The organism is Brachybacterium zhongshanense (genome assembly GCF_055385755.1).
In genome coordinates this window covers 1,801,014-1,823,695 of record NZ_AP043790.1, presented here as the reverse complement: position 1 = coordinate 1,823,695, position 22,682 = coordinate 1,801,014, and the positions used below count along the sequence as shown (strand labels likewise).

At 70.1% G+C, this 22,682-nt stretch carries 17 protein-coding genes; 8 read left to right on the top strand and 9 right to left on the bottom strand.

From position 1 onward, the window contains the following. Nucleotides 1–104: 104 nt before the first annotated feature. The gene (locus ACZ5AJ_RS08235; protein ID WP_464138642.1) at nt 105–722 is read right to left on the bottom strand and encodes an L-threonylcarbamoyladenylate synthase; all 618 of its coding nucleotides are present in this window, start codon (nt 720–722) and stop codon (nt 105–107) included. A gap of 142 nt (nt 723–864) precedes the next feature. Next, nucleotides 865–1,230, bottom strand: coding sequence for a DUF952 domain-containing protein (locus tag ACZ5AJ_RS08230; RefSeq protein WP_464138640.1), 366 nt, complete (start codon nt 1,228–1,230; stop codon nt 865–867). Nucleotides 1,231–1,254: 24 nt separating this feature from the next. On the opposite strand from ACZ5AJ_RS08230, the gene ACZ5AJ_RS08225 reads away from it, so the two are divergent. Genes ACZ5AJ_RS08225 through ACZ5AJ_RS08210 form a run of 4 tightly spaced genes read left to right on the top strand, consistent with a single transcriptional unit; the run spans nt 1,255 to nt 4,014 of the window. Beyond that, nucleotides 1,255–1,608 (top strand): GNAT family N-acetyltransferase, encoded by a 354-nt coding sequence (locus ACZ5AJ_RS08225; protein WP_464138638.1) that lies wholly within the window; start codon nt 1,255–1,257, stop codon nt 1,606–1,608. After that, on the top strand, nt 1,605–2,105 hold the full coding sequence (locus ACZ5AJ_RS08220) for a low molecular weight protein-tyrosine-phosphatase (protein ID WP_464138637.1): 501 nt from the start codon (nt 1,605–1,607) through the stop codon (nt 2,103–2,105). The genes ACZ5AJ_RS08225 and ACZ5AJ_RS08220 overlap by 4 nt, the downstream gene beginning before the upstream one ends. Beyond that, a complete protein-coding gene (locus ACZ5AJ_RS08215) occupies nt 2,102–3,583 on the top strand; it encodes an amidase (protein ID WP_464138636.1) in 1,482 nt (493 codons plus the stop codon). The genes ACZ5AJ_RS08220 and ACZ5AJ_RS08215 overlap by 4 nt, the downstream gene beginning before the upstream one ends. Next, nucleotides 3,580–4,014, top strand: coding sequence for an RNA-binding S4 domain-containing protein (locus tag ACZ5AJ_RS08210; protein ID WP_464138634.1), 435 nt, complete (start codon nt 3,580–3,582; stop codon nt 4,012–4,014). Before ACZ5AJ_RS08215 ends, ACZ5AJ_RS08210 begins: the two co-directional genes overlap by 4 nt. Nucleotides 4,015–4,114: 100 nt before the next feature. Here ACZ5AJ_RS08210 and ACZ5AJ_RS08205 read toward each other — a convergent pair whose 3' ends face one another. Further along, nucleotides 4,115–5,515, bottom strand: a complete 1,401-nt coding sequence (locus tag ACZ5AJ_RS08205; RefSeq protein ID WP_464138633.1) for a PrsW family intramembrane metalloprotease — start codon at nt 5,513–5,515, stop codon at nt 4,115–4,117. 297 nt (nt 5,516–5,812) lie between these two features. On the opposite strand from ACZ5AJ_RS08205, the gene ACZ5AJ_RS08200 reads away from it, so the two are divergent. Then, a complete protein-coding gene (locus tag ACZ5AJ_RS08200) occupies nt 5,813–8,452 on the top strand; it encodes an ATP-dependent Clp protease ATP-binding subunit (RefSeq protein WP_464138631.1) in 2,640 nt (879 codons plus the stop codon). A 29-nt stretch (nt 8,453–8,481) separates the two neighbouring features. Here the strand turns inward: ACZ5AJ_RS08200 and ACZ5AJ_RS08195 are convergent, their stop codons facing one another. From ACZ5AJ_RS08195 to panD, 4 genes are all read right to left on the bottom strand, one after another. Beyond that, nucleotides 8,482–9,723, bottom strand: a complete 1,242-nt coding sequence (locus ACZ5AJ_RS08195; RefSeq protein ID WP_464138630.1) for a hypothetical protein — start codon at nt 9,721–9,723, stop codon at nt 8,482–8,484. Nucleotides 9,724–9,933: 210 nt separating this feature from the next. Next, nucleotides 9,934–12,873, bottom strand: a complete 2,940-nt coding sequence (leuS, locus tag ACZ5AJ_RS08190) for a leucine--tRNA ligase (RefSeq protein WP_464138629.1) — start codon at nt 12,871–12,873, stop codon at nt 9,934–9,936. 261 nt (nt 12,874–13,134) lie between these two features. Then, a complete protein-coding gene (locus ACZ5AJ_RS08185) occupies nt 13,135–14,061 on the bottom strand; it encodes an AEC family transporter (RefSeq protein ID WP_464138627.1) in 927 nt (308 codons plus the stop codon). Between the two features lie 168 nt (nt 14,062–14,229). After that, on the bottom strand, nt 14,230–14,655 hold the full coding sequence (gene panD, locus ACZ5AJ_RS08180; protein ID WP_464138626.1) for an aspartate 1-decarboxylase: 426 nt from the start codon (nt 14,653–14,655) through the stop codon (nt 14,230–14,232). A gap of 59 nt (nt 14,656–14,714) precedes the next feature. Here panD and ACZ5AJ_RS08175 point away from each other — a divergent pair, with 59 nt between their 5' ends. Further along, a complete protein-coding gene (locus tag ACZ5AJ_RS08175; RefSeq protein WP_464138624.1) occupies nt 14,715–16,292 on the top strand; it encodes a DEAD/DEAH box helicase in 1,578 nt (525 codons plus the stop codon). Nucleotides 16,293–16,400: 108 nt separating this feature from the next. Further along, a complete protein-coding gene (locus tag ACZ5AJ_RS08170; RefSeq protein ID WP_464138622.1) occupies nt 16,401–17,795 on the top strand; it encodes an L-serine ammonia-lyase in 1,395 nt (464 codons plus the stop codon). On the opposite strand, the gene ACZ5AJ_RS08165 is transcribed toward ACZ5AJ_RS08170, so the two are convergent. After that, complete coding sequence (locus ACZ5AJ_RS08165) at nt 17,776–18,969, bottom strand: AMP-binding protein (protein WP_464138621.1); 1,194 nt, start codon at nt 18,967–18,969, stop codon at nt 17,776–17,778. The two genes, ACZ5AJ_RS08170 and ACZ5AJ_RS08165, sit on opposite strands and share 20 nt — an antisense overlap. Before the next feature lie 162 nt (nt 18,970–19,131). Further along, nucleotides 19,132–20,241 (bottom strand): NADH:flavin oxidoreductase/NADH oxidase, encoded by a 1,110-nt coding sequence (locus ACZ5AJ_RS08160; protein WP_464138619.1) that lies wholly within the window; start codon nt 20,239–20,241, stop codon nt 19,132–19,134. Between the two features lie 369 nt (nt 20,242–20,610). Here ACZ5AJ_RS08160 and acs point away from each other — a divergent pair, with 369 nt between their 5' ends. Then, nucleotides 20,611–22,590, top strand: a complete 1,980-nt coding sequence (gene acs / locus ACZ5AJ_RS08155; RefSeq protein ID WP_464138618.1) for an acetate--CoA ligase — start codon at nt 20,611–20,613, stop codon at nt 22,588–22,590. Nucleotides 22,591–22,682: the final 92 nt, after the last annotated feature.

The following is a 22,682-nucleotide window of genomic DNA, read 5'->3' as shown; positions in this document are numbered from 1 at the left end:
GACCCTGGGCTGCGGCTGCGGCTGCGGCTGCGGCTGCGGCTGCGGCTGAGGCTGAGGCAGCCGCTGTTCTGCCTCTGCGCAGCATCGCGACGATCAGGAGCTGCTCAGAACCGGCTGATGTCGCCCGCGCCTTCGCGTGCGATCTCGACCTCGCCGCGGGAGAGGTCGATGACCGTGGTGGGCTCCACGCCGACCTCGCCGGAGTCGATGATGACATCCACCTGCTGGTCCAGGAGGTCCTGGACCTCCCACCCCTGGGTCGGAGGCTGCTCCTGACCCGGCAGCAGCAGTGTGGAGGTGACGATCGGCTCGCCGAGGGCCTCCACGAGCGCATGCGCCACGCGATGCTCGGGGATGCGGACGCCGACGGTGTGCTTCTTGACATGCGCCATCCTCCGCGGCACCTCCTTGGTCGCGGGCAGGATGAAGGTGTACGGACCGGGAGTCGCGTTCTTGACCAGACGGAACACCGGATTCGAGACCAGCACGAACTGTCCCAGCTGCGCGAAGTCCGCGCAGACGAGCGTGAAGTTGTGGTCCTTGCCGAGCTGGCGGATGCGGCGGATCCTCTCGAGCCCGTCGTGGGCGTCGAGAGTGCACCCCAGCGCATAGCAGGAGTCGGTCGGATAGGCGATCAGTCCGCCGTCCCGCAGGACCCTCACGGTCTGCTCGATCAGGCGCGGCTGCGGATCGACGGGATGGATGTCGAGATATCGGGCCATACCCGATGCTACGTCTCTGCGCCTCGCAGCGCGCTCCGACGGAGTCCATGTCGGCGGCGCTCGGGCGGTGGTGCTCGGCAGACGGTGCTCTGACGACTGCGCACTGCTGCGCGCACTGCTGACGGACTGCGCCGGCGGACTCTCAGGCGACGACGACGAACTCCCGGCCGATCCACTTGGTGCGCCGCAGGCGCAGGACGGCACCGATCGGCAGGGGGCCCTTCACGTGCGGATAGCCGCGACCGCGGCCGTCGTCGTCCGCTTCGATGTCCACGGCGATGCCGGCGGCCTCCACCCGAGCGACATCGATCTCGAGGATCACGAGGTCGTCGGGCCGGTCGGGGTAGACGCGCTTGGCGACCATCGAGACCTGCTCCGGCCAGCAGGCGTGCACGAACCCGACGCGGTCGAGATCGCGGCCTCGGGTGGATTGGGCGTACGCTCCGTCGCGCACGGCCGCCTCCCAGGCGGACAGTGCGGTGATGTGCCAGATCAGAGGCGCGGGCATGACGGGCAGTGTACCGTGACCGGCATGGATGACAGCTCCGTCGCACCCGGCGAGATGCGCCTGGTCCACGACGATGACCGCGACCGGTACGAGGCGATCCGAGGAGGGGCCGTCCTGGGCGTCCTCCAGTACGGAGATGAGGAGCAGCCCGACGACGAAGGGTCGCCGGTGAGGGATCTGCGATCCACCGTCGTCGCCCCGGAGCATTCGGGGCAGGGGATCGCCTCGGCTCTCGTGCGCTTCGCCCTCGACGACGTCCGGGCCTCAGATCTGCGCATCCTGCCGACGTGCTGGTTCGTGCGCGGCTGGATCCAGCGCCATCCCGAGTACCGGGATCTGCTCGCGGACCCCGATGACCTCGCCGAGGAGTCCCGATGACCTACCGCATCCTCACCGTCTGCACGGGGAACATCTGCCGCTCCCCGATGGCCGAGCTGCTGCTGAGGGACGCTCTCGAGAGAGAGGGCCTCGACGGCGCGGTCGAGGTGGCCAGTGCGGGCACCACCCGCTGGGAGGAGGGCAACCCCATCGATCCGCGAGCCGCCGCGCTGCTGGACGTCCGAGGCATCGACTCCTCGGCCCACGTCGCCCGCGCCGCGTCCCGGGAGGAGCTCGCCGCCTCGGATCTCGTGCTCGCCCTGGACCACGACCACGTCGCACCCCTCGAACGGATGATGGGGGAGTCCCTGGGCGGGCGACTGCGAATGCTGAGGGACTTCGACCCGTCGCATCCCGAGGACACCGGCATCCGCGATCCCTGGTACGGGGACGAGCGCGACTTCATCACGACCGGCGAGCAGATCGACGCCGCCGTCGGCGGCATCCTCGAGCATGTCCGGGCCGAGCTGGGCACGCGATCTCAGGAGACGCGGTGACCGCCGACGGCCGGAAGCCCGAGGACTCGCCGATCGGAGCGCTGGACCTCGCCGCTGCACTGCGCACAGGCGAGATCGATGTGCGAGAGCACACCGAGAGCGTCCTCGACGAGGCCCGCACCGGAGGGTCGAGGGTGGGTGCGTTCGCGCACCTGCTCGAGGAGCGCAGCCGGCGCCAGGCCGATCTGGCCGCCGAGCGTCTGGCGGGCGCCCGCCGGAAGAGCCCTGAGGCGATGCAGGATCTCGCCGACTCGGCGCCGCTCCTGGGCGTGCCATTGCCGATCAAGGACCTCGTCCGCATCGAGGGCGAGCCCTTCGAGTGCGGCAGCGCCGCGATGGAGGGAGTCCGCGCCGACGTCACCGACGGCGTCGCCCAGCGGATCCTCGATGCGGGAACCGTGACGGTCGGCAAGACCACCACGCCGGAGTTCGGAATGCCCTGCTACACCGAACCGGCGATCGGCGCCCCGGCACGGTCCCCGTGGGACCGACGGCGCACCGCCGGCGGTTCGAGCGGTGGAGCCGCTGCCGCCGTGGCCTCCGGGATCGTCCCCCTCGCGCACGGCAACGACGGCGGAGGATCGGTGCGGATCCCCGCCGCATGCTGCGGAGTCGTCGGCATCAAGTCCTCTCGAGGCGCTGTCTCGCCGGGGCCCTTCGGCGTGGAGGGGATGGGACTGGCCGTCGACGGGATGCTCGGGCGCAGCGTGCGGGACGTCGCCGCCGGGCTCGACCTCATCGCCGGAGCACGACCGGGCGACTTCCACGCATCGCCCTCGCATCGGGGCTCGTTCCTCGCGGACTGCGAGCAGACGGTGCGGCCCCTGCGCATCGGCATCCTCACCCAGCCGGTCGCTGCGGACACCGAGGTGCAGCCGGCGGCTCTGCGCGGCGTCGAGCGGGCCGAGGAGGTGCTGCGCGGCATCGGGCATGAGACTGTCCATGTCGACGCCCCGTTCAGTGCCGAGCAGTGGCGCAGCTTCATGCCGCTGTGGTCCGTCGGAGCCGCGACGATCCCCGTGCCCCCGGAGAGGGAGGATCGGCTGATGGCGCTGACGGGTTGGCTGCGCGAGCGCGGGCGGTCCTTCAGCGCCGTCGAGCTCGCGCAGGCGTTCAGCGCGGTCCAGCTCCTGGTGCGCCGGACAGCAGATGCGTTCGACGGCCTCGATGTCGTCCTGACTCCCACGCTCGCCGGCCCGCCGGCCTTCCCGCAGGACCTGCAGCTCGATGATCCCGCTGCGGACTTCGCGGCGCAGAGCGCCTTCACGCCATGGACGAGCCTGTGGAACATGACCGGATGCCCTGCGATCAGCCTCCCCCTCCATCGAGAGGAGATCGACGGCTCCCTCCTGCCGCTCGGCGTGCAGCTGGGGGGTGTGCGCATCGGTGACGAACCGCTGCTGCTGGCGCTCGCTGCGCAGATCGAAGCGGCCGACCCTTGGCCCCTCGTACCTCCCATCTCTCCGCGGACCGCATGAGTCCTGCGCAGGAGACCGGAGGGCCGACGTCTGTGCGGCTGGACGTGTGGCTGTGGAGCGTGCGGCTGTTCCCGACCCGCTCCGCGGCGACCGCCGCGTGCCGTGCCGGTCACGTCCGCCGCAACGGCGATCCGACGAAGGCGGCGCAGCAGGTGGTCGTCGGCGATGAGCTGCGAGTGCGATCCCCGGGACGGGAGCGGATCGTGGTGATCACGAAGCTCCTCGCCAAGCGGGTGGGGGCACCCATCGCCCGCGAGGCCTATGAGGATCGCAGTCCCGAGCCGGCGCCCCAGCTGCTGGCGGCCCCACCCCGCCGCGACCGAGGTGCCGGCCGTCCCACCAAGCGGGAGCGCCGCGAACTGGATCGACTGCGCGGACGCGAGCAGGGCAGGCCGCACCGGGACAGCTCCGACGAGGACCGGCGGAGCTGAGCGGTCTCGGCGAGCAGGGAGGCGAATACGGATCCGTCCTCGGCGCAGACCCCTGCGCGCATCCGTCGGCGGAGCACGTCGGGAGCCCGCGCAACGGAGGTCAGCCGTTGGTGCGGAGCAGTGTGCGCCGGTTCTCGGTCAGGCGCTCCAGCAGCGCAGCCTCCTGCGCGACGACCTTGGGATTCGCTCCATCGGCGAGGAGGCGCTGACGGACTGAGGCGAGGTCCGCGCTCTCGCGGATGAACCTCTTCATCAGGGGCTTGGCGCCGATCTGCGCAGCCCAGCGCTTGCCCTCGTAGCGTCCTCTCCAGGTGGCGAGCATGTCGACCTCCTCATGGGTGAGCCATCCCTGGTTCGCGTAGTCGCCCAGGCGTACGCGGGTCAGGCGGGACTCATCCCAGACCAGGACGCCGATCAGCGTCAGCCACAGGATGGAGAGCAGGATCTCGAGGCCGAATATCAGGACCATGAGGGCGATGGTGGAGGCGAAGCTCGCACCGAGGTTCCACAGGCCGTGGAGGATCATGCCGGGGATCACGCCGACGATGAACGCGAGCACGCCGGGGAGGGTCCCCCATTTGCGGGCGATGAAACCCATCACCACTCCGGTGAGCGACGTGTAGATGGCGTGCCCGAAGATGCTCAGCACGCCACGGACTCCGAAGAGGAGCGCCCAGCCCTGGACGCCGAAGTCCTCGACCTGGCGCGTGTAATAGAGGATGTTCTCGGTGAAGGCGAACCCACCGCCGATCAGGGCGCCGTAGATGAGCCCGTCCAGGGGGCCGTTGAAGTATCGGCGTGCCAGCAGCATCAGCAGGATGAGGCCGAGCCCCTTGCTGGACTCCTCCACCAGAGGGGCGCTGAGCACGGCCGTGAGCGTGTTGGCAAGGCCCTCGTCCCCGGTCACCGAGTAGAGGATGATGCCGTTCAGCGTGTTCAGGCAGTAGGAGATGCCGGCGGCGATCGCAGCGCCCCAGAGCACCGCGATGAGCAGCAGGGTCCTCGGCTGAGGGTCCCAGCGGTCAGCAAGGGTTATCACGCCGATGATCACGATCAGCGAGAACAGTGCGAGGAACGCCGAGAGCGGCCACCAGATGGGGTTCGAGCTGGCGAACACCACGAACTCGAGGAACGACAGTCCCAGCACGACCAGCAGCGCGACCCCCAGGAGGATCGCCGCGATCCATGCGGCCACGCCGACGGCGGGGACGATGGTCGCGTTCTGCGCGACCTCCTGGATCCGCCGGGTCTGCGTCGACCACGCCGAATGCGGCTGCGCTGATCCGGGGCGCTGGATCTGTGCAGGGGCGTAGCGCGCCGCGGTCAGGACGCCGGCTGGGCGCACTGATGTGTCGAAGGCGCGGGGCGTGCCGTAGTCGATGTAGCGGGGCTGCGCCTGGAAGGACGGTGCCCCACCGGGCACGGGGCTCGCACCGGGGCGAGGCCGGCCGGCTGGTGGGGACTGCCACGGGTCGGGCTGCGGCGACGGGATCTGGGACATCGGGACCTCGAATTCGGCGTCGGGACGGCGGGATGCGCTTGGTGCGGTGCGATGCTACCGGTGGCGGACCCATCGTCCCCGATGCGTGGCCTCCTCGCGGGCGGTTGTGGATGACGATGCTCTCGGAGGCCGTGTCGGATGCCGATGCAGGAGCTGCGAGGTGCAGCTCCTGGTCGCAGAAGGTCCATGGCGCGAGGTCGGGTCAGGGTTGAGTGGAATAGACTCAACGTCACCGTCGTTGTGGAGGACCGAGCGCAGTCGTCCGCCTCGCTTCGTCGCAGGCCCGGAAGGAGTCCCATGGAGTTCCAGTTCACCACCAGGAGCCAGGAGGCCGTCGCCGCTGCCGCGCAGCAGGCGGCCGAGCTCGGCAACCCTGAGATCACCCCTCTGCACCTGCTCGCGGCTCTCGCCGCGCAGGGGGACGGCATCGCTCGGGCGGTCCTGATCGACGTCGGAGCCGACCCCGCGGACGTCCTCGAACGGGCGGAGGAGGGCATCCGCGCTCTGCCCCGTGCGAGCGGCGCTGCATCGCACCCCACCTTCGTCGGTGCGGGCTTCGATGCTCTCGAGGCCGCGCGGCGGGAGGCGGATGCCCGGAGCCGCACCTACCTGTCCACCGAGCACCTCCTGATCGGCATCGCGATCGGCTCGGACGACGCTGCCCGTCTGCTGGCCGACGTCGGCGCCGGACCGGGCCTCCTGCGCGATGCCGTCGACCGACTCACCACAGGAGATGACCGCATGAGCAACGATTCGCAGAACCCCGAGGGGACCTTCAAGAGCCTCGAGAAGTACGGCCTCGACCTGACCGAGCAGGCTCGGGAGGGCAGGCTCGATCCCGTCATCGGTCGTGACGCCGAGATCCGGCGCGTGGTCCAGGTGCTCAGCCGTCGCACCAAGAACAATCCCGTGCTGATCGGTGAGCCCGGCGTGGGCAAGACCGCTGTGGTCGAGGGCCTCGCCCAGCGCATCGTCGCCGGGGACGTCCCCGATTCGCTGCGCGGGAAGAAGCTCATCTCCCTGGACCTGTCCTCGATGGTCGCGGGATCGAAGTACCGCGGTGAGTTCGAGGAGCGCATGAAGGCGGTCCTCGACGAGATCCGGACCTCGAACGGTCAGATCATCACCTTCATCGATGAGCTGCACACCGTCGTCGGAGCAGGCGGCGGTGGTGACGGTGCGATGGACGCCGGGAACATGCTCAAGCCCATGCTCGCCCGCGGTGAGCTGCGCATGGTCGGCGCGACCACGCTGGACGAGTACCGCGAGAACATCGAGAAGGATCCTGCTCTCGAGCGCCGATTCCAGCAGGTCTTCGTCGGGGAGCCCAGCGTCGAGGACACCATCACCATCCTGCGAGGGCTCAAGGACAAGTACGAGGCGCACCACAAGGTCTCGATCACCGATGCGGCGCTCGTGGCGGCGGCCACGCTGTCAGACCGGTACATCTCCGGTCGACAGCTCCCGGACAAGGCCATCGACCTTGTCGACGAGGCCGCCTCACGTCAGCGCATGGAGCTCGACTCCTCTCCCGAGGAGCTCGACATCCTGCGCCGCCAGGTCGACCGCCTGAAGATGGAGGAGCTGGCGCTCGCCGGCAGCGACGACCCCGGCAGCGTCGCTCAGCTGGACTCCGTGCGCGCCCAGCTGGCTGATCGGACCGAGAGGATGACCGCGCTGTCTGCGCGCTGGGAGCGGGAGAAGGCGGGACTGAACCTCGTCGGCGATCTCAAGGCCCAGCTCGAGCAGCTGCGCATGCAGGCCGATCGTGCTCAGCGTGAAGGCGACCTGACTGCGGCCTCGAAGATCCTCTATGGCGACATCCCGACCCTGAAGTCCCAGCTGCGCGAGGCTGAGGAGAACGAAGCCCGCGGGGAGACGGTCGACGGTGAGCGTCCGCTGGTGGCCGACCATGTCGGTCCCGACGACATCGCTGAGGTGGTGGGCTCGTGGACCGGGATCCCGGCGGGTCGGCTCCTGCAGTCCGAGACCGAGAAGCTGCTGGAGATGGAGGACATCATCGGTCAGCGCCTGATCGGTCAGAAGCGTGCGGTCGGCGAGGTCTCCGATGCGGTGCGCCGTGCTCGTGCCGGGATCTCCGATCCGAACCGCCCCACAGGGTCCTTCCTGTTCCTCGGCCCGACCGGCGTGGGCAAGACCGAGCTCGCCAAGGCGCTCGCCGAGTTCCTCTTCGACGACGAGCGGGCGATGATCCGCATCGACATGTCGGAGTACGGGGAGAAGCACACCGTCTCCCGTCTGGTCGGTGCCCCACCGGGGTACGTGGGCTACGACGAGGGCGGACAGCTCACCGAGGCCGTGCGCCGTCGACCCTATTCGGTCGTCCTGCTCGACGAGATCGAGAAGGCGCACCCGGACGTCTTCGACATCCTCCTGCAGGTGCTCGACGACGGGCGGCTGACCGACGGGCAGGGGAGGACGGTGGACTTCCGCTTCACCATCCTGATCCTGACCTCGAACCTCGGCGCGCACTTCCTCCAGGACCAGCTGCTCTCGGAGAAGGAGCGCCATGAGAAGGTCATGCAGGTCGTGCGAGCCTCCTTCAAGCCGGAGTTCCTCAACCGCCTCGACGACGTGGTCATGTTCGATGCCCTCGACCGAGAGGAGCTCGCAAGGATCGTCTCGCTGCAGATCGCCGCGGTCGCGGATCGGCTGAAGGACCGTCGCATCCGCCTGGATGTGGACGATGCCTCGACGACCTGGCTGGCAGCCGAAGGCTTCGACCCGTTGTACGGGGCGCGCCCGCTCAAGCGGCTCGTCCAGAAGGAGATCGGTGACGCTCTGGCCCGCCTGATCCTCACCGGGGCGGTCCACGACGACGACACCGTGCTGGTCCGGACGGCGGAGGACGGCACCTCGCTGGTGCTCAGCGTGCCCGACCATGATGCCCCGGAGGCTGCTGCGGCCACGCGGTGATCGCAGGGCGGCGTCCTCGGACGCCGCCCTCAGACTCCGTCCTCCCAGGGGAGTGGCAGGTGCCGACGGCGAGCCTCATACAGCCGCTCGGTGTCCGTGACGCGGTCGAGGAGAGCCTCGGCGTCGTCGGCATGGCCGTCGAGCCTCCGCTCCGTCTCGTGCAGGACATCAGCGGCTTCGCCGCTGATGGGCTCGACCATCTCCCCGACGGCACCCGCTGCACCGCCGGCGGCGTCGAGCGTCCCGGGCAATGAGGTGAGGGTCACCCGGTCTGCGATCACTCCGAGATGACGATAGCCTCCGCGCTCGAGGGCTCCGAACACGGCACCGGGATCGCGCTCGCCGATCGCATCGGAGACCTCCTGACCAGTCTGCTGATAGTTCGCGATCTCCTCGTCGATGCTGGAGAGAGCCTGACCTACCAGCGACCGGTCGCCGAGGACGGCTCCGCTGAGCTCATGGGGAAGGCGCGCGGCGCCGACCGCCGCCGTCGCGAGCGGTATGCCGCTGGCGCGAGCGCCCTCCTCCATCGCATCCAGCTCCTCGTCCCGGAGCTCGTGCATCGACACGGCCTGCTGGACCCGACTCGCCACCGGGATGCTCCCGACGGCTGCGCGGCGGCGCTGTTCGGCGAGCCGCAGCTGGTCCGGATCCAGCTCGTACTCGCCGCCGCCCGGGAGGGGGATGCGCACCCGCTCGTCGGAGCTCTCGCGCAGCCTCTCGACGAGACCTCCGGTGTCGACCCTCTGCGGGTCCCGGCCACCGATGGTCGGTCCCATGGGCCCACCGATCCAGGGTCCCAGCCCCTCGTCCTCCGGGCTGATGCCGTCCACCAGCCGGCGGCCCTTCTCGACGAAGGGACGCAAGGCAGGAGGGATGCCGGAGACGCCGCCGGGGCTGTCGGGGCTGCTGCGGTGGTCATCGCGGCCCGCCGCCGGGTGCCAGTCCGGCAGCTCGGCGCGCAGGCCAGGTGCGCTGAGAGCAGGAGCCTGCCCTGTGCCGCTCTCCGGCCCGGATGCCTCCTCCTGCTGCGCGGCCTCGTCGTCGAGTCCCTGTCCCCGCGTCTCCACTGCGGTGCCGAGAGCGTCCAGCTCAGCGAGCACGGCTTCGGTGCTCTCACGGTGGGTGTCCGCATCGGGCCCGGTCCAGGTGACCGACATCGATGCCGAGCTCAGCAGCTCGATGAGTCTCCGCACCCGAGAGGCCGCCTCGATGAAGCGGTCCGCCAGCGTCGTCATGTCGTCGGTGTCGCAACCCCAGATCTCGTCCATGCGCCGACCGTAGGGCGACCGCTGTCCTCCGTGCCCGCCGGTACGTCCGAATGTGGATGAACAGGGATTGGGGAGGAGCATCGGATCGGGGGATCATCCGATGCGGCGACGGCCCCGGCGTCTCGAGGACACCGGGGCCGTCTGTCAGCCGCATCCGTCGGGCCGACGGGCTGAGGCATTGGACTCCGAGGATCAGGAGCTGCGCGGGGATCAGACCACGATGTTGACGATCTTGGGTGCGCGCACGATGACCTTGCGGGGCGTCTGGCCGTCGAGCAGCTGCTGGACGCGGTCCTCGGCCAGGACCAGCGCCTTCAGGTCCGCCTCGGAGATCTCGGGGTCGACCTCCACCTTGTGGCGGACCTTGCCCCTGATCTGGACGACGCAGGTTACCGCATCGGCCTTCAGATGCTCAGGATCGGCGACCGGGTAGGGGGCGCGGGCGAGGGACTCCTCGTGGCCCAGGCGGCTCCACAGCTCCTCCGCCAGGTGCGGCGCGAACGGGGAGACCATCAGCACCAGCGGCTCCACGGCGGTCCGAGGGGCGCGCACGCCGTCGGAGGCAGACTTCGTCAGATGGTTGACCAGTTCGATGAGCTTCGCGATCGCCGTGTTGAACTGCATTCCGGCCATGTCGCGGGAGACGCTGTCGATGGTGCGGTGCACCGCCTTCAGGGTCGCGGGGTCCGCGTCGTCGTCCGACACCAGCAGATCGCCGGACTCCTCGTCGACCGCCAGACGCCACAGCCGCTGCAGGAAGCGCTGGGAGCCGACCACCGCGCGGGTCTCCCACGGTCGCGACAGATCCAGCGGACCCATCGACATCTCGTAGACCCGCAGGGTGTCCGCGCCGTACTGCTCGTACATGTCGTCGGGCGCGACCGCATTCTTCAGCGACTTGCCCATCTTGCCGTACTCCTGGGTGACGGGCTGTCCCTGATAGGTGAACGTGCCGTCGGCCTCGGCGATGACGTCCTCCGCCGGGACATACACCCCGCGGGAGTCGGTGTAGGCGAAGGCCTGGATGTAGCCCTGGTTGAACAGGCGATGGAAGGGCTCCTGGCTGGAGACGTCTCCCCGGTCGAACAGCACCTTGTGCCAGAAGCGCGCGTACAGCAGGTGCAGCACCGCGTGCTCGACACCGCCGACGTACAGGTCCACTCCGCCGACGCCGCCGTCCTCGCGCGCGCCCAGCCAGTAGCTCTCGTTCTCCGCCCGGACCAGGTGGTCGTCGTCGGTGGGATCGATGTAGCGCAGCTGGTACCAGGAGGAACCGGCCCAGTTCGGCATCGTGTTGGTCTCGCGCAGGTATGTCCTGGGACCCTGCCCCAGGTCCAGCTCGACCTCGACCCAGTCTGTCGCCCGCGACAGCGGGGTCTGCGGCTCGGTGTCCGCATCCGTCGGATCGAAGGTCTTCGGGGAGAAGTCCGCGACCTCGGGCAGGTCAACGGGCAGCATCGACTCCGGCAGCGCGATCGGCTCGTGCGGGCGCTCGGGGTCGTAGACGATCGGGAAGGGCTCTCCCCAGTACCGCTGGCGCGAGAACAGCCAGTCGCGAAGACGGTAGGTCGTGCGGGCGCGGCCGAATCCCTTCTCGGCTGCGTACCGCGTGGCACGGGCCTTCGCCTCGTCCTTGTCCAGGCCGTTCAGATCCAGCTCGTCGTTCGCGGAGTTGATCTTCTCGCCCTCGCCGGTCCAGGCGCCGCCCTCGAAGTCCTCCGGGGGACGGACCGTGCGGATCACCGGCAGGTCGAACTTCTCGGCGAAGGCGAAGTCGCGCTCGTCCTCCGCGGGGACCGCCATGATCGCGCCGGTCCCGTAGCCGGTGAGCACGTAGTCGGCGGTGAAGACCGGCAGCTCGCGACCGTCCATCGGGTTCTTCGCATACAGCCCGGTGAACACGCCTGTCTTCTCGCGGTCCTCCGCGGTGCGCTCCGAGTCGTCGAGCGCCGCCGCGCGCTCACGATAGGCGGCGACCGCTTCCCGCGGACTCGCCATCCCACCGGTCCAGGCGTCCTTCGTGCCCTCGGGCCAGGCGGTGGGCAGGGCCTCGGTGCTCTCCAGCAGGGAGTGCTCGGGGGAGAGCACGCAGAAGGTCGCGCCGAACAGGGTGTCAGCGCGGGTGGTGAACACGTCGAACGACGCGTCATCGGCTGCGGCACCGGAGGCGCCCAGGACGCGGAAGGTGATCTGGGCGCCGTGGCTGCGTCCGATCCAGTTGCGCTGCATGGCACGGATCGACTCGGGCCAGTCCACACGATCGAGGTCGTCGATCAGGCGATCCGAGTACGCCGTGATGCGCATGTTCCACTGGCGCAGCCGGCGGGTGAAGACCGGGAAGTTGCCGCGCTCGGAACGGCCTTCGGCGGTGACCTCCTCGTTGGCCAGCACGGTGCCCAGTCCCGGGCACCAGTTCACCGGCGTCTCGGAGATGTAGGCCAGACGGAATGACTCCACCAGCTCCTCGATCTCCGCGTCCTCGGCCCCGGGGACGTCGGCGGCTGTGCGGCCGGTCCAGGCGGCGGGCAGCTCGATGCCCTGACGATCGGCCAGCGCGAACGGATCCACGCTGCCGTCGCGCAGCCCCGAGCGCAGCTCGGAGACGGGGCGGGCACGGCCGAGGATCCCGTCGGCGTTCTCCGCCTCCGGGTCGTACCAGGAGTCGAAGATGCGCAGGAAGATCCATTGCGTCCACTTCACGAACTCTCGATCGGTCGTGGCCAGCGAATGGCGGGGATCGTGCGACAGACCCAGGCGGTGCAGCTGGCGGCGCATGTTCGCCACATTCGCCTCGGTGGTCGTGCGGGGGTGGGTGCCTGTCTGCACGGCGTACTGCTCGGCCGGCAGCCCGAAGGCGTCGTAGCCCATCGTGTACAGCACGTTGCGGCCCATCATGCGCTGGTGGCGGGCGACGACGTCGGTCGCGATGTAGCCCAGCGGGTGCCCCACGTGCAGTCCCGATCCGGACGGATAGGGGAACATGTCCATGATGTAGCACTTCTCGGGCAGCTCATCGGCGGGTGTGCCGTCCGAGAGCGCTCCGACGGGGTTGACGGCGCGGAAGGTGCCGTCCTCGTCCCAGCGCCGCTGCCAGCGCTGCTCGATCTGGTCCGCCACCGCGGCGGTGTAGCGGTACGGTGCCTCGCTCATGGGCGATCGTCTCCCGGGTTCTCGGTGCGGCCTGCGCCGCCTGCAAGCGTGTCGTGACATGAAAAAACCCCCGCGCGAGCGAGGGGAGCCGCGTCGGTATCGGCGCCGCACCCGCGGCCTCTGCGGCCGCCGTGCGGGGCGATGTTCTCCGACGCGGCTACGGAAGCAGAAGCCGTCGAGTCACGGGGACATGGTACCGCGGCCCGCGGCGACGTCGCAGGAACGACCCGGCTGCCGTGATCCATCAGGCTCCGCGGGGGATCAGTGCCCGAGCACGGAGGACAGCACGAGCAGCACCAGCACCGTGCCGATGGTCGTGATCAGCACGGTGTCGCGCGCGAGGTTCTCGGCGGCGCGGTAGCGCGAGGCGGCGACGAAGACGTTCTGCGCGGTCGGCAGCGCGGCCATCACGGCCACCTCGTACAGGGACTGGCCTCGCAGCCCCATCAGCGCCCCCACGCCGAGCGCGATCAGCGGCATCACGACGAGCTTCGACGACGAGGACAGCGCGATCAGTCCCCGGTATCCGTCGTCCTTCGCCAGTGGCTTCGAGCCGTGCAGGGACAGGCCGTAGGCCAGCAGCATCGCCGGGATGGCCATGTCGGCGAGCGACTGCAGGGGCTCCAGGACGACGCCGGGCACGCGCACGTCGGCGAGGGAGACGACGATGCCGACGGCCGCGGCGATGATGGTGGGGTTCGCGCCGATGCTGCGGGCGATGCCCCGCGCCCCGAGCTTCGACTCCTGCGTCATCGAGTGCAGCACGAACAGGTACAGCGGGTTGTAGACGGCCTGCTGGAAGAGGATCACGGGCAGGGCGTGGGAGATGTCGCCCAGCACGTAGGCGGCGATGGGGAAGCCCATGTTGGCGCCGTTGACGACGGAGCCGGTGATCGCGGCGACGACCAGGTCCGGTCCGCGCCGGGCTGTGAACAGGCGCAGGACCAGGACCAGGAGCCCGCCGGTGAGGAGCCCGGAGATCCCGGCGACCAGGAACGGGGTGGAGAGGATCTCCCGCGGATCCGAGTCCAGCAGTCCCACGAGCACGAGAGCGGGGGAGGAGATGAAGAAGGTCGCTCGGTTCAGGACATAGCGCCCCTGGGGGCCGAGCACGCCGGCGCGACCCGCGATCCAGCCCACGAGGATCATCGACCAGACGACGAAGAACCCGGCGAGGACCCCGCTCATGCGGATGTGCGGGGATGGGGGAGGCGCATGGGCTCGATCCTAGGGGGACGCTCCAGGGGGCGCGAGCGGGGTCCGGCCGTCGGACAGGGCTTTCCCAGCGGCCGGTCGACGGGGCTGCGGATGCTCGCAGAAGCGCCCGTGGTGCGCAGAAGGGCCCGCGGGCAGCGGTCAGCGGGCTCCGACGCTCTGTCGGCCGTTGATCTGGTCCGCCATGCCGGGGACCGGCTCCGCGCCGTCGGAGCCAAGCGCCACGATGCGGTTGTGCTCGTCGACGTGCACGACCCGCGGGGTGTGCGCGGCGGCCTCGATCTCGTCCATCTGCCCGTAGGCCATGATGATCACGAGGTCGCCGGGGGCGACGAGGTGAGCAGCCGCACCGTTGATGCCGATCACACCGCTGCCGCGGTCGCCGGCGATCACATAGGTCGTCAGGCGCTGGCCGTTGGTGATGTCCGCGATCGTGACCTGCTCGTTCTCGATCAGGCCTGCCGCATCCACGAGATCGGCGTCGATGGTCACCGAGCCCACGTAGTGCAGATCTGCCTGCGTGACGGTGGCACGGTGGATCTTCGAGGTCATGAGTGTCCTGAGCATCGTCCCCCCAGTGTCCCATGGGGGATGATGGTCGGGCCCGCATCGTCAGGAGGATCACCATGCCCAAGGCTCGCCGCCGCTCCGCCCACAGCTCGAGCCGCTTCGAGGACATGGCGCTGCCCGAGGAGCTTCTCGCCGAGCTCGCCCACCACGGGTTCGAGCGCGCCTTCGAGATCCAGGAGGCGATCCTGCCCGACGCCCTGGCAGGGCGGGACGTCCTCGCCCGGGCGGAGACGGGATCCGGCAAGACGCTCGCCTTCACCCTCGCGATGACGGCCCGGTTCCGCGGTCGAGGTGTCCACCGCCGTCGGCCGCTCGGCGTCGTCCTGGTGCCGACCCGTGAGCTGGCCGTGCAGGTCGTCGACACGATCCACCCCTTCGCGCGGGCCGTGGGAATCCGTGCCCAGCTGGTCGCCGGCGGCATGAACGTCGAGAAGCAGGCCGAGGCGCTGCGACGAGGCGTCGAGATCATCGTCGCGACGCCCGGACGGCTCATCGACCTCGCCGAGCGCGGCGACCTCATGCTCGACCGCGTGGAGACCACGGTGATCGACGAGGCCGACCATATGGCCGACCTCGGGTTCCTGCCCCAGGTGCGGGACATCCTGGCCGCCGTCGAGATGGGCACCCAGAAGATGCTGTTCTCAGCGACCCTCGACGGTCAGGTCGAGGGCATCGTGGACTCCTTCCTGGTCGACCCGGTCACCCATGAGACGACACCGGTGGCGGCGGCGGTGCAGAGCATGGAGCACCATGTGCTCGCCATCGCCCCGGCAGCGAAGCGCGAGACGACGGCCAGACTGGCGGCGCGCAAGGGGCGCACGCTCCTGTTCACCCGCACGCAGCTGGGAGCCGAGCGCGTCGCGCAGGAGCTCGTCGAGGTCGGGGTGAAGGCCGCTGCGCTGCACGGGAGCAAGCAGCAGGGGCTGCGCACGAACGTCCTCGCAGGGTTCCGGTCCGGCGCCTTCCCGGTGCTGGTGGCCACCGATGTGGCGGCGCGGGGTCTGCACATCGACGACATCACGATGGTCGTCCACGTGGACCCCTCCGATGACGTCAAGGAGTACGTCCACCGCTCGGGCCGCACGGCGCGCGCCGGAGCCTCCGGCTCCGTGGTCACGCTCGCGCTGCCCCATCAGACCTCTTCGACCCGTCGCATCCTCGAGGACGCCGACGTCGAACCGACCTGGAGCGAGATCGCCACCGGGGAGGAGCCGGAGATCGGGGTCCTCGGGGGGCGCAGGCCCAAGGGTGAGCCGGTCGAGGATCCGGCGACCGTGAAGTACAAGGGAGCACCCCGAAAGCTCGACATCTCGAAGACCACCGGTGCGAACTCGCGCAAGGCGGCTGAGCGGCGCCTGAACGAGGAGCGCCGCGCATCCTGGGACGAGGAGTCGTCGAGCGCCGGCCGTGCTGGGACCCGATCCGGGAAGCGGGGCCAGGCCGCGCCCCGATCCGCCGACGCCCGCTCCGGGGGCAGCGGCTCCGGTGGCGCTCGCTCTGGTGGCGCCCGGTCCGGTGGCGCTCGCTCCGGCGGTTCCCGGTCCGGTGGTGCTCGGAACGGCGGCGGGAAGGGAAGCGGAGCCCGGCGCGGAGGACGGTCCTCCGGCGGGGGCAGGCGCGGAGGCGCTCGCTGAAGCATCCGGCGGGAGGTCCGCTGGGGGCGGCATGCGCGCCCGGCGCGAGGCATGATGAGAGGAGCAGGGCCCGCGGCGACGGCGGTCCCCGTCTTCCGTAGGAGGGGCATGAGCATCAGCCTGTTCGACCTGTTCACGATCGGGATCGGACCATCGAGCTCGCACACGGTCGGACCGATGCGCGCGGCCGCCGTGTTCGCTCGTGAGGCGCTCGGAGATCCTGTCGTCGGAGCCGCACTCGCCGATGTGCAGGTGCACCTGTACGGATCGCTCGCCGCGACAGGGGCCGGGCACGGGACCCTCGACGCCGTCATCATGGGTCTGGAGGGGAGCGACCCCGAGACCGTGGATCCCGTCGCCGGGCGCGAGCGCGTCGCGGAGATCGAGGCCGACGGCGGACTCATGCTCGACGGTCGGGTCGAGGTCACGGTGCGGCCCTCGACCATCGCTCTGCACCCGCTGACGCTCCTGCCGGCGCATCCCAACGGGATGACGTTCCTCGCCGTCGACGCAGATGGCGAGGAGATCCTCCGACGGACCATGTACTCCGTGGGCGGAGGCTTCATCGTGGACGAGGACGACATGGGCCGACCGATCGCCGAGGTGGCGGCGGAGGGCGAGGGTAGCGCGGTGTTCTCCTCCGCCGCAGAGCTGCTGCAGGTGTGCTCTGAACAGGGCATCGCCGTGTCCGAGGCGATGCTCCTGAGGGAGCGGCAGTGGCGCAGCGACGAGGAGATCCGCCGTGGGGCGCTCGAGATCTGGCACGCCATGCGCGACTGCATCGACTGCGGGATGCGGGCCCGCGGCGTCCTGCCCGGAGGCCTCGAGGTCCCTCGCCGGGCCGCCTCCTGGTTCGAGTCCCTCAGTGCGGAGGATCCCGTGCGGCTGCCGATGAACGCCGTCGAGTGGGTCTCCCTCGCCGCCCTCGCGGTCAACGAGGAGAACGCCGCGGGGGGTCGTGTGGTCACCGCGCCGACGAACGGGGCGGCCGGGATCATCCCGGCCGTCCTGCACTTCGCGACCACCTACATCGAGGGGGTCGATCCGGAGGAGATCGCCGTGCGCTTCCTGCTGACCGCCGGTGCGATCGGCTCGCTGTACAAGGAGCGGGCGTCGATCTCCGGAGCGGAGGTCGGATGCCAGGGCGAAGTCGGATCGGCCTGCTCCATGGCCGCTGGTGCGCTGTGCGAGGCCATGGGCGGCAAACCTGCACAGGTGGAGAACGCAGCGGAGATCGCCATGGAGCACAACCTGGGGCTGACCTGCGATCCTGTCGGTGGATTGGTGCAGGTCCCGTGCATCGAGCGCAACGCGATGGCGGCGGTGACGGCGATCACCGCGGCACGTTTCGCACTGCGGGGCACCGGTGAGCACTTCGTGTCCCTGGACACCGTCATCGAGACCATGCGCCGCACGGGAAGGGACATGAGCGAGCGGTACAAGGAGACCGCGATGGGCGGGCTCGCGGTGACCGCGGTGCCCGTCAGCGTCCCGGACTGCTGAGGCCCTCGCCGGCTCCGGCGGTCGTGGCCTGCTCCGATGCGTCGCCGGTCGACGCCGCGCCTCCTCGCGTCCCGCTGCCCGACGCCTCGTCCCGTGCGCCCCGCAGGATCACCTCCCGTGGAACGGACGCCGCCCCCAGACGGTCGAGGACCAGGGCACGCAGACCATCGGGGGTGACGACGACTCCTTCTCGCACCGCGACCTCTGCGACGGTGCGCCGTCCGAGCTTCGGATCGGGGACCATCCTGAGGCTGACCTCGTCGATGCCCGGCTGGAGCCGCAGCAGCCGCACGACGGCACGGGGGTCGTGGACCATCCCGCCGTCAGTGATCCGTCCGTCGGCGCGTCCCTCGATCACGATCGTCCCGTCGGCCTCGATGCGGCCGCGGTCGGTGGCCAGCGCGCGCCCGCCCGTGAAGGGGGAGCGGACCATCAGCAGCCCGTCGCGCTCGGTCACGGAGACTCCGCGAAGGGGACGCCCGTCGACGCTGATCGAGCCGGTCTCCACGGTGCCGTACACATCGTGGACCCGGGCGCGCCAGTGGCGGGCGAGATCGGCGCGCAGCTCGGGGGGCAGCACGTCGGACCCCGAGACGATCCGGGGGATGGCCAGGGTTCGGTTGCCCGAGAGCTCCCTGTCCGCCTGCAGCAGGTCCGAGAGGTGCACAGGCACTCCGGAGAGGATCCTCGGGGAGGTCCGTCGCAGCAGCGTCACGCGCTCGCCGACGAGCAGGTGGCTCAGGTCCACGAGCGGAGCTCCGAGCCCGAGCGCACCCAGCGCGAGCAGCAGGCCGTGGCCGTGGACCCCGGGAGCTGCGATCGCGACCTTCGCTCCGCTGCGCAGGCCGATGCGCCGTGCGAGATCCGCGAGGGTCCGCAGCTGGGCAGGGGTGAGGGGCCCGCGCTCGAGATGGTGGGGCGTGCCTGTGGCGCCGCTCGAGCGCAGGGAGATCCGACCGCCGTCGGCCAGCGCCGTCACCAGCACGGTGCGCAGCGGGGCATCGGCCGGCAGATCGGCGAGATGGGGAGCGCGCGTTCCACGGCGGCGGAACAGCTGCACCTGATCGAACAGGTCCCGGGCGCTGAGATCGCCGTGGACATCGGTGAGGACCACCGATGCCGGACGCAGCGTGACGCGCATGCGCAGCGCGGTGCCCGCCTGCAGCACTCTCATGGACGTCCTCCCTCCGGCGATCCACCGGCAGGATGCTCCGCCTCCTGCCGGTCGAGCTCGCCTCGCTCCCTGTGCATCATGCCCTGTGCGCGGTGTCCGACGGTCCCGCCGCGCGGAGGACGCGTCCGATCCGTGCTATCCCCATGCCTGACCGCGGTCGCCTCACCAGGAGCCGCGACGATAGGGCCCGGGATAGAGCGACGAATCGCGCACGCCCAGCTCATGGGCGGCGCGCTGGGGCCAGGTCGGTTCCCGCAGGGCGACCCTCCCGAGAGCCACATAGTCGGCATCGCCGCGCTCCAGCACCTCCTGCGCCTCGGCGGGATCCGTGATCAGGCCGACGGCGGCGACGGGCATGCCCACCGCATCGCGGATCGAGCGGGCGAAGCCCACCTGGTACTGCGGTCCCATGGTGATGTCGGCGATGACGGCGCCCCCGGTGGACACGTGCAGGGCGTCCACACCGACCGCCTCGAGCTCGCGGGCGAGATCGATCGACTGGGTGACATCCCAGCCTCCGTCGATCCAGTCGGTGGCGCTGATCCGCACCAGCAGCGGTCGCTCGGCGGGCCATGCCTCCCGCACGGTGCGGGCGATCTCGAGCGCGAGCCGCCGGCGGCCCGCGTCATCGCCCCCGTACTCGTCGGTACGGCTGTTCACGAGCGGTGAGAGGAACTCGTGCACGAGATAGCCATGGGCGAAATGGAGCTCGATGGCGTCGAACCCCGCATCCAGCGCCCTGCGGGTGGCGGAGCGGAAGTCCTCGATCACGCGGGAGATGTCCTCGCGGCTGAGGACGTCGGGAGCCTCGAGGCCGGGAAACGGCTCGGCAGTGGGGCCGACGGTCCGCCATCCGGAGGCGAACGCGGGGATCGTGCCTCGCCGGTTCGCATAGCGCGGCAGCGCCGGCCAGGTGGACGCCTTGCGGCCCGCATGGGCGAGCTGCACGGCGATCGGGGCTCCCTGCGAGCGGGAGAAGCGGGCGATGCGTGCCCACGCCGCCGCCTGCTCGTCGTTCCACAGGCCGGTGTCCCTCGGCGAGATCCGCCCCTCAGGGGAGACCGCGGTGGCCTCGGTGATCAGCAGGCCGAAGCCGCCGGCCGCCCGAGCGCCCAGATGCATGAGGTGCCAGTCCCCGGGGACCCCGTCCTCCGCCTCCACCATGTACTGGCACATGGGAGCGAGCCAGATGCGATTGCGCATGGACATGTCGCGCAGGCTGACGGGGTCGAAGAGGGCGATGGGGCTCGACGATCCGGTAGCGAGGGACATGCTCCCACGGTATCCCTCGCACCGTCGGGCCTGCGCGGACGGACCCGCCCGTGGACGGCGACCGCCGGGCCCGGGCACGGCCTCCGGACCCACCCGGGCGTCGAGACGTCCGAGGACCTCGCAGGGATCGCTGCGCGCTCCGTCGACGGAGCCGGTGCCGGACCGCGCGGATGTCCCCCGGGTCCTCCGCCCCGCTCGGATCCGACAGTTCCGCAGGGCGCGGAAGGCGTCGTCCTCGCTGATCAGCGGCATCACGTGGAGGTCCGATCTCTTCGCGAGGAGTGTCAGTGAGCTGGATCTCAGCGCGATAGGGTGGGTGCGACCGAACCGTCCCCGCCGCGTGCGGGAACCCGAGATTCAGGAGCGCAGATGTCGGACGACGCCGCCACCGGTATCGACAACCTCTCGCACGAGAGCCGCACGTTCTCGCCGCCCACCGAGTTCGTCCAGAATGCGGTGGCCCGTCCCTCGCTGTACGAGGAGGCGGCCCGCGACCGGCTCGCCTTCTGGCGCTCGCGGGCGATGCTGCTGAGCTGGAACACTCCGTTCACGGAGACCCTGGACTGGTCGAACCCGCCCTTCGCCCGCTGGTTCGCCGACGGGACGCTGAACGCCGCCTACAACTGCGTGGATCGTCACGTCGAGTCGGGTCACGGTCAGCAGGTCGCGCTCCTGGCGGAGTACGAGGACGGGTCTGACGCGTCCTACACCTATGCCCAGGTCAAGGATGAGATCAGTCGGATGGCGAACGTCCTCGTGGACCTCGGGGTGAGGACCGGGGACCGCGTGGCCATCTACATGCCGATGATCCCCGAGGCGGTCTTCGCGATGCTGGCCTGCGCGCGCATCGGCGCCCCGCACTCGGTCGTCTTCGGAGGGTTCAGCGCGGAGGCGCTGCGCTCCCGCATCGAGGACGCCGAGGCGCGTGCGGTGATCACCGCCGACGGCCAGTTCCGTCGTGGGAAGGCGATGCCGCTGAAGACCGCTGTCGACGAGGCGCTCGCCGGCGGTGGGAAGAGCGTCGAGAAAGTCCTCGTGGTGCGTCGCACCGGAGGCGACGTCGAGTGGACCGAGGGGCGCGACGTGTGGTGGCACGAGGCTCGCGAGACCGCCTCGAGCGAGCACGAGCCCGTGTGGGTCGAGGCCGAGCATCCTCTGTTCATCCTCTACACCTCGGGCACCACCGGGAAGCCCAAGGGCATCGTCCACACCACCGGTGGCTACCTCACGCAGGTCAGCTACTCGCACCGCGCGGTCTTCGACCTCAAGCCCGCCTCGGACGTCTACTGGTGCACCGCGGACATCGGCTGGGTGACCGGCCACTCATACGTCGTGTACGGACCCATGACCAACCGCGCCACCCAGGTGATCTATGAGGGGACGCCCGACACTCCGCACCAGGGCCGCTGGTGGGAGATCGTCCAGAAGCACAAGGTCTCGCTGTTCTACTCCTCGCCCACGGCGATCCGCACGGCGATGAAGTGGGGCGAGGAGATCCCGGACCGGTTCGACCTCAGCTCGCTGCGGCTGCTCGGCAGCGTCGGCGAGGCGATCAACCCCGAGGCATGGATGTGGTACCGCCGTGTGATCGGCAAGGACCGCTGCCCGATCGTCGACACCTGGTGGCAGACGGAGACGGGCGCGATCATGATCTCGCCGCTGCCGGGCATCACCGCCACCAAGCCCGGCTCGGCGCAGGTCCCCCTGCCGGGCATCACGGCCGACGTCATCAACGACGCCGGCGAGCAGATCCCCGACGGGCAGGGTGGATATCTGGTCCTCTCCGATCCCTGGCCGTCGATGCTGCGGGGGATCTGGGGCGATCCGGAGCGCTTCCAGGAGACCTACTGGTCACGGTTCCCCGGGAAGTACTTCGCCGGGGATGGCGCACGCAAGGACGAGGACGGCGACATCTGGCTGCTCGGCAGGGTGGACGATGTCATGAACGTCTCCGGGCATCGTCTCTCCACCATGGAGATCGAGTCCGCTCTGGTCAGCCACGAATGGGTGGCCGAGGCCGCTGTGGTGGGCGCGGACGACGAGACCACGGGCCAGGCCGTGGTCGCCTTCGTCATCCTGCGCGAGGGCACCGAGAGCGCGGTCGAGGAGGCTGGCGGCGAGTCCGCGGCCGTGGAGGTCCTGCGCCAGCACGTGGGCAAGGAGATCGGTCCGATCGCCAAGCCCAAGAAGGTGCTCCTGGTGACGGAGCTGCCCAAGACCAGGTCCGGGAAGATCATGCGGCGCCTCCTGCGCGACGTCGCCGAGAACCGCACCGTCGGCGACACCCAGACCCTCGCCGACTCCTCGGTCATGGACCTCATCCAGCAGGGGCTGACGGGCAAGCGCTGAGTCCCGCACGACGGAGGCCCTGCCCGCGGCGATACCGCGGGCAGGGCCTCCTCGCTGTTGCAGCTCCGCCTCGCTGTTGCAGCTCTGCGGCG

Bases quoted from the DNA above. Each gene is read 5' to 3' on its own strand.
- ACZ5AJ_RS08235 (WP_464138642.1), bottom strand. From the start codon at position 722: ATGGCCCGATATCTCGACATCCATCCCGTCGATCCGCAGCCGCGCCTG.
- ACZ5AJ_RS08230 (WP_464138640.1), bottom strand. From the start codon at position 1,230: ATGCCCGCGCCTCTGATCTGGCACATCACCGCACTGTCCGCCTGGGAG.
- ACZ5AJ_RS08225 (WP_464138638.1), top strand. From the start codon at position 1,255: ATGGATGACAGCTCCGTCGCACCCGGCGAGATGCGCCTGGTCCACGAC.
- ACZ5AJ_RS08220 (WP_464138637.1), top strand. From the start codon at position 1,605: ATGACCTACCGCATCCTCACCGTCTGCACGGGGAACATCTGCCGCTCC.
- ACZ5AJ_RS08210 (WP_464138634.1), top strand. From the start codon at position 3,580: ATGAGTCCTGCGCAGGAGACCGGAGGGCCGACGTCTGTGCGGCTGGAC.
- ACZ5AJ_RS08205 (WP_464138633.1), bottom strand. From the start codon at position 5,515: ATGTCCCAGATCCCGTCGCCGCAGCCCGACCCGTGGCAGTCCCCACCA.
- ACZ5AJ_RS08200 (WP_464138631.1), top strand. From the start codon at position 5,813: ATGGAGTTCCAGTTCACCACCAGGAGCCAGGAGGCCGTCGCCGCTGCC.
- ACZ5AJ_RS08195 (WP_464138630.1), bottom strand. From the start codon at position 9,723: ATGGACGAGATCTGGGGTTGCGACACCGACGACATGACGACGCTGGCG.
- leuS (WP_464138629.1), bottom strand. From the start codon at position 12,873: ATGAGCGAGGCACCGTACCGCTACACCGCCGCGGTGGCGGACCAGATC.
- ACZ5AJ_RS08185 (WP_464138627.1), bottom strand. From the start codon at position 14,061: ATGAGCGGGGTCCTCGCCGGGTTCTTCGTCGTCTGGTCGATGATCCTC.
- panD (WP_464138626.1), bottom strand. From the start codon at position 14,655: ATGCTCAGGACACTCATGACCTCGAAGATCCACCGTGCCACCGTCACG.
- ACZ5AJ_RS08175 (WP_464138624.1), top strand. From the start codon at position 14,715: ATGCCCAAGGCTCGCCGCCGCTCCGCCCACAGCTCGAGCCGCTTCGAG.
- ACZ5AJ_RS08170 (WP_464138622.1), top strand. From the start codon at position 16,401: ATGAGCATCAGCCTGTTCGACCTGTTCACGATCGGGATCGGACCATCG.
- ACZ5AJ_RS08165 (WP_464138621.1), bottom strand. From the start codon at position 18,969: ATGAGAGTGCTGCAGGCGGGCACCGCGCTGCGCATGCGCGTCACGCTG.
- ACZ5AJ_RS08160 (WP_464138619.1), bottom strand. From the start codon at position 20,241: ATGTCCCTCGCTACCGGATCGTCGAGCCCCATCGCCCTCTTCGACCCC.
- acs (WP_464138618.1), top strand. From the start codon at position 20,611: ATGTCGGACGACGCCGCCACCGGTATCGACAACCTCTCGCACGAGAGC.